Consider the following 6,661-nt stretch of genomic DNA (forward strand, 5'->3'; position numbering starts at 1 on the left):
TGATGCAAAGCCAATCTATTCCGTCTCTGCGCACAGCGGCGCCAGACGCGGCGCGGTGGGAATCTCGCCGTTCTGGTCGGGCAGGACAAAGAAGCGGGCCAGTCGGCAGTGACTGATCATCTCGAATTCGTCGGTGCCGTAGCCAAGGTAGAAGCGGGTGCCTGGTCGCTGTTGCAGTGCAGGCGGCAGCAGGCTCAGCAGTTGGAAGAACGGCGGCTCGTAGACGATGCCGTGGGCATATTCGCTGGCAAGGCCGTCATATGGCTGCCAGCCGTCGCGCTGGGTATAGCGGTAGATCCTCTCGTTCTCGCCCTGGCTCGGGGGAACGCGGGCAAATACATAAGTCTGGTAGAAGTCCTGGGCCTGGGCGGGCAGCAGGCTGAGCAGCAGCGGGCAGGCCAGCAGCAGTCGGCGCAGCAGGGAGAGGGGGGCGGACACGGTGGTCTCCGGGGCGGGAATGGGCATGCCTGAAATAAAAGTCGGGCCGTCCGCGTTGGGGACGGTCGGGTATTCAGAGATTTTCTGAATTTATTTATTTTCTATTATTTGCCGCAATAGTTATGGCAACTAATTTGCATAAAAATTTCTATTTATGTCCGATGCCGGAGCCGCTCAGAAGCGATATTCCCAGCCGACCCCAAAGCGGCTGCCTGAGCGGCCCAGTTCGTCGCCAAACAGGCTGAGTTGCCAGGCGCGTTCGGGCGAGCGCCAGGTGGCGCGCAGATTGCCGGTCCAGCCCGCGGTCCGGCGGAAGTAGCCGTCCAGCTGCGGGACGTGGTAGGCCGAACGGTAGACCCCTTGCAGACTCAGTTTCCAGGCGTGGTCGAGCCAGCTCAGGCTGAGGGTGGCCTGCCGGCGCGGCATATTGGGCAGGGTGTCGTCGGGGCTGAGGCTTGCGCGGTGGCCGCCACGGTAGCGGCTGTGGCGGCCGACCAGATCGGCCGCAAGGCTCCAGTGCTGGTCCAGCAAGGTGGCGAGGGCGATGCCGCCGCGCTCGAGGCGGCCAGCGGGGAATTCCGGCTGACCGGGCAAGGTGTCGGCGTCGGGCAGCGGCAGGTCCCAATCGCCCAGCAGGGTGTCGCGGCCGGCGACCGGGCGGGTGTTGAGGACTGGATTCAAGCCATCGAGGCTGAGGTTGTCGATGGTCTGGCGTTCGAGATAGAGACGGGCGAAGCGGCGCTGGTCCTGCCATTCCCATTGCAGGCGGCCGCGTTGCTGGCGGCCACCGGGCAGGACGGTGCTGTCATCGAGTGCGATACCGGCTGTGGCGGTTGGCAGCAGACTGCCTGAGCCAAGCGGTTTGCGCCAATCCTGCCAGGCAAAGCGCCAGATGCCGGCGCCATGCCAGGACAGGCCGAAACGACTGCCCAGCGTGCTCCGTTGCGCAAGGCCACGGCTGGTGAGCGAGGTGCTGTTGCGGTGGCGGGTGACATTGCGGTTGTTGAATTCGAGCCGATGCCAGTCGAGCTGGGCTTCGATGGCAAGTGGTCCCTGCTCGGTCCGCCAGGCCAGCCACAGCAGCTTGTCGCGGCTGCGCTCCTGATGCTCGATCGAAATCAGCCCCTGATTGGCCACCAGCAGACGGTTGCGGTCCTGAGCAATCCATTCGCCGCCGGTGGACAGGCGGTGGACCGTCTGGAAAACATCGTCGTGGCGCCAGCGCAGATCGGTGTCGTCGATCCGGTTGTCGGTGTTCTGCTGCCCCAGCGCCTGCTGCCAGGACTGGTAGCCATCACCCAATTTGAGCCACCAGCGGGTGTGCGGGCCGAACCGTTCGCTCCAGCCCAGATCGACCCGGGCCTGGCGCAGATCGACGAATTCCTTGTTGCTGCGCAGCTGGAAATCACCATCGATTCCGCCTGCATAAAGAAACAGACCGGTCTGGGCGCGCGGCCGCCAGCCCAGACCCACGGTGGCCTGGTCGATATCGCCGTCGATCAGGGACAGCGGATGGGCATGGTGTCGCCAGTCGAGAAGATAGGCCCAGGGGGTGCTGTGATTGCGCAGACCCTGGCTGCTGAGTCGCCATTCGCCGCCGTCGTGCTTGTCTTGCGAGGTGACGCGGCCGGCGACGCTCAGGTGGTCGCCTGCACGGCTGAGCAGTGGCTGGCGGCGGCCGGCGACGCCAAATACGGTCGGGTCGGCCAAGAGGCCCTGCATCAATTCGCTGTCGTGCGAGAAACCCCGGCCGAGCCGTTCGGCCAGGAACAGATGGCTGCCGGCCCAGCCTGGCAGGGCGCTTTCCTGCGCCAGGGATTCGGCCCAGGCTTCGAGGCCCAGATCGGCGGGCGTGGCGCCAAGCGCCAGCGAGCCCTGGCGATCGGTGGCCAGCCGGTTGAGCGATTTGAGATAAGGCAGACGGCTTTGCGCGCCCTGGGCAGCGCTGAGCGCCTCGGCCGGCCGGCCCAGTTCGCGCAGGATGGCGGCGCGCAGGAAATACGGCAGCGGATCGCGCGGGTCGAGTTCGGCGGCCCGCTCGAGCGTGGCCAGCGCCACTTCGCTTCTGCCCTGGCGATGGTAGGCCACGGCGCTATAGCTGACGGCAGCGGCGTAGCGCGGCTCGATCACATTGGCGCGCAGCAGGGCCTCCAAGGCGCCTTGCTCGTCGCCGGCCTTGAGCCGGCTCAGTCCCAGCCCGGTCCAGGCTTCATAGTCCGCCGGGTCGCGCGCCAGGGCCGCGTCGAAATGCTGTCTGGCCTCGGTCAGCCGGTCGTTGTCGGCAGCGAGACGACCGGCGGAGAGGGATACCGCTTCCTGGCGTGCCGCTGCTTCATCGATGGCGTGACGAGCTGCGCCCAGCGCATCGCGTTCACTCTCGACCCGGGCCAGTCCGAGCCAGCCGCGCCCGTCGTGTGGTGCTAGCTCGGTGGCGCGTCTGAAGGCGTTGCGGGCCTGGATGCCGTGGCCGCTGAGCCGCTCCAGCTCGCCCCGCACCAGCAGTGCCTCGATCTGGTCGGCTTGCGCTGGAGGCAAGGCGTCGAGCCGGGCACGGGCGGCGGCGAAGCGGTCATGGAACAGATCGATCCGGGCGCCGACCGTGGCAAAGCGCAATTCGGTGGGATAGCGGCGACGGCCTTCCTCGATCAGGCTGGCCGCCTCTGCGGGCTGGTCGGCCAGCAGCGCGAGTTCTGCGCCGAGCAGCCAGGCCGGTGCCTCGGGCTGCTCGCGGCGGCGGCGTGCCAGTTCCTGGGCCAGTTGGACCGGCTCGGCCAATTGCAGCCGGGCAGCGGCATCGAGTTCAGGGTAGCTGCGCGGGTCGATCCGGTAGATGCCGACCCACTGCACCCGCTCGCGCGGCGTGACCAGCACGCGCCGGATCGGGGCGGCGCCGACTTCGACATGGCCTTCCTCACCGCTATTGAGCACCACGCGGCCGTATTCGTTGTGAAGCGACACCACGCCGCTCAGCACGGTGACGCGGGTGGTGCCGCGTTCGTCGACTTCCATCACCCAGTCGGTGCCGTGGATGCCGGCGGTAACGGCCGGTGTATCCATCGACAGGCCGCCGCCAGCGTTTTTGGTCTGACTCCAGGCCTTGCCGCGTTGCAGGAACAGTCGGGTACCGCCCGTGGCGACGCCACGCAGTTGAAACATGCTGTTGGCGCCGAGCTTGACCTGGGTGCGGTCGCTGAGCAGCAAGGCGACGCTGGCGGCGTCGCCGGTCCGCACAAAGCTCGCCGGTTGCACCTGTTGGCGCAGTACGGCCGGGCGCCAGGCGCTGGCATTGGCTTCGCGGTAATCGACCCGGCCGGCGAGCGCGACGATTTCGCCGCCATCGGCCAAGGCGTAACTGAACAGGCAACTGGAGACGAGCGTAGTCAGGACGCGGCGCATTGTGCTGTTTGACTGGCGGAAGAAGTGGCCGGCATTCTAACGGCTTCATGAGTGATCTCCCAATGTCATCGTTGCGCCTGCCGCCGCCGTGGCGGCACCGTCTGGGCTGGGTGCTGGGCCTGCTGCTCGGCGCCGTGCTGGCGTTGCTGACGGCCACGGCGCCGGTCGAAGCCGAACTCGGGCGCGAATACGATCTCTGGTCGCGCTCGCTGCCAGCACCGCCGCAATCACTGCCCATCGTGGTGGTCGCGATCGACGACGCCTCGATCCAGGCGGCTGGCCAGCGCTGGCCCTGGCCGCGCCGCCTTCACGCCAGACTGATCGACAGTCTGCTGGACCAGGGCGTGGCGCTGATTGCCTTCGATGTCCTGTTCGATCAACCTTCCAACGAAGCTGACGATGCTGCCTTCGAGGCGGCCATCCGCCGTGCCGGTGGCAAGGTGGTGCTTGCTTCGAAAATCGTCACCGAAGATACGCCGGCTGGCCGCATCTGGCGCCGGGTCGATCCCTTGCCGCGTTTTCTGGCCGCCGGCGCTGAGACGGCGCTGGTGCAGGTGGCGATAGACCGTGACGATGTGGTGCGGCGCCAGCCCGACAGCAAGGGCGCGCTATGGCGTGTGCTGGCACAGCGGCTAGAACGGCTGGTCGATGAGGTGGCGGCCGATCTGACGACCGGGCCGGACCGCTATATCCGCTACTTCGGCCCCGCCGGCAGCTTCGACTACCTGCCGGTCCAGCAGGCACTCGATGCATCGCGCCATGTGGCGCCCGGGGCGCTGAGCGGCAGTCTGGTGATGGTGGGACGCACCGGCGTGGCAGCCATCGACGTCGGCGTGGCCGAACCCGATCTGTTCAAGACCCCCTACAGCGCGCTCGACGGCAACCGCACGCCCGGCGTCGAAGTGCATGCCACGCTGGTGGCCAATGCAGTCGGTCATCATCTGGTCGAGCGCACATCGGCCTGGCTGTCCGCCTTGCTGCTGATCGTCTGCGTCACGCTGTTGGTGGGCCTGGCCGGCGGGCGCGGTCTGCGCCGGCAGGCCCTGGTGGTGTCCTGGCTGAGCCTGGGCCTTGTCGGGCTGGGTTATGGCCTGTTCCGCTGGCAGCAGGTCTGGCTGCCGGTGCTGCCGACCCTGCTGTCCTTGGGACTGGTGCAGTTGGGCCAGGGCTATCTGGTCTATCGGCGCGAGCGGCGGGCGCGGCTGGAAATCCGCCGGATGTTGGCGCTCTATCTGCCGGAACGGCTGGTCCACGAGCTGGAACGCCATCCCGAGCGGCTGGCCCTGGGCGGCAGTCAGCGCGAGCTGACGGTGATGTTTACCGATCTGGCGGGATTTGCCTCACTGGCAGAAGGAATGGACCCGGCCGAGGTGGCCGAAGCGCTCAACCATTATTTCGCGGCGATGCATCAGCAGGTGTTTGCCTGCGAGGGCACGCTCGACAAGTTCATCGGCGACGCGATCATGGCCTTCTGGGGGGCGCCGCTGGCCGATCCGCTCCAGGCCGACCGAGCACTGGCCTGTGCCTGCGCCATGCAGGCGGCGATGCCGGCGATCAACGCCCGTCTGGCCGAACACGGCTGGCCGGCGCTGACGATGCGGATCGGCCTGCATAGCGGCCATGCCGTGGTTGGCAATCTGGGCTCGCCCATGCGCTTCAGCTATACGGCGCTGGGTGACGATGTGAATCTGGCTGCGCGGCTTGAAGGCGCAAACAAGTTCTACGGTACGGTGATTCTGCTGAGCGGCGAGACGGTGACGCGGCTCAGCCGGCGCGACGGCCTGCGTCGGGTCGATCGGGTGCGGGTGAAGGGTCGGGCGCAGACGACCGACCTCTATACGCCCTGTCCGGACCCGCTATTGATCGCTGCGACCGAGGCAGCCTGGCAGGCGTATGCCGCCGGCAATTGGGAGGAAGCCGAGCGCTTATGGCAGGACATTCTGATGCGCTGGCCCGACGATGCGCTGGCTCCTCGCTATCTCGACCGGATCGAGGGATTCATGGTCGTGCCACCGATGGATGACTGGGCGGGGGAGTGGGTGTTGACAGAGAAGTAAAGAAAACTTTCTAAAATTCGTTATTACATAATATCTGCTTGCACAAGATTTTCTCGTTTTTTGTTTTTCTTCAAGAACAGCCGTGAACCGACGGGCGATTCACGGCTGATTGGTCGGTCTTGCAGCAGACCGGCTTCATACTAGTCGATTACCTGGGCAGACCGTGCTTCAGATAATGGCAGTTGCGTACCATCTTCTCGTGCCAGGCAGCAGAGTTCACTTGGCGCGATACGTCTTCCATCATATTGACCCCATTGTCGCTAGGGTCGCCGAACTGTAGTCCAAGCAGCGGGTCGTCGGTGAAGGCGTCACCAGAGAAATAGCCTTGCGCTTTCAAGTCGAGCAGGCTGCGGACAATCACTTCCACAAAAATATCGCTGGCGAATTTGGTCAGCTCGGCGGTGGAGATTTGCGGATCGAACTCCACATCCTCGAGTTCGCCGTCAAAGAGGCAATCGTAGAATTCGTCCACCAGCTCATCGGCCGCCTCGAATAGCTCATAGTGATAGTTCACATAGGGCCACTCGGCGGCGTTCAGGGTATTGACGAACGCCCTTAGCTGATCGGCTGCCGATTCCCGGTTTTTCCGTTCAAGCGCTCCTTGAGTCGCAAATGCAACCCCAAGGCTGGTACAGCCTGAATCTGCATAGATCGAGAAGGCATAAATCTTGTCTCCCTCGATTTCGGCTGGTAAGTCCTGCAAACAGCCTTGGCAGGCGGCAGTCAGTCTGGCCTGCAATATCTCCTTGAATGCTTGGACACGCATGTAG

Annotated in this window: 4 protein-coding genes; 1 reads left to right on the plus strand and 3 read right to left on the minus strand. The window is 65.2% G+C overall.

Going from position 1 to position 6,661, the window contains the following annotated elements; translation table 11 throughout:
* Positions 1-15: 15 nt before the first annotated feature.
* Both ACFOW7_RS21095 and ACFOW7_RS21100 read right to left on the minus strand, forming a co-directional pair.
* Positions 16-438 (minus strand): hypothetical protein, encoded by a 423-nt coding sequence (locus ACFOW7_RS21095; protein WP_378168414.1) that lies wholly within the window; start codon positions 436-438, stop codon positions 16-18.
* Between the two features lie 174 nt (positions 439-612).
* Positions 613-3,834 (minus strand): FecR domain-containing protein, encoded by a 3,222-nt coding sequence (locus ACFOW7_RS21100; RefSeq protein WP_378168417.1) that lies wholly within the window; start codon positions 3,832-3,834, stop codon positions 613-615.
* A gap of 62 nt (positions 3,835-3,896) precedes the next feature.
* On the opposite strand from ACFOW7_RS21100, the gene ACFOW7_RS21105 reads away from it, so the two are divergent.
* A complete protein-coding gene (locus ACFOW7_RS21105; RefSeq protein WP_378168419.1) occupies positions 3,897-5,891 on the plus strand; it encodes a CHASE2 domain-containing protein in 1,995 nt (664 codons plus the stop codon).
* A gap of 148 nt (positions 5,892-6,039) precedes the next feature.
* On the opposite strand, the gene ACFOW7_RS21110 is transcribed toward ACFOW7_RS21105, so the two are convergent.
* A complete protein-coding gene (locus ACFOW7_RS21110; protein ID WP_378168421.1) occupies positions 6,040-6,657 on the minus strand; it encodes a DUF4303 domain-containing protein in 618 nt (205 codons plus the stop codon).
* Positions 6,658-6,661 lie beyond the last annotated feature (4 nt).

This window comes from Chitinimonas lacunae (genome assembly GCF_042650885.1).
Classification (GTDB): Bacteria; Pseudomonadota; Gammaproteobacteria; order Burkholderiales; family Chitinimonadaceae; genus Chitinimonas_A; species Chitinimonas_A lacunae.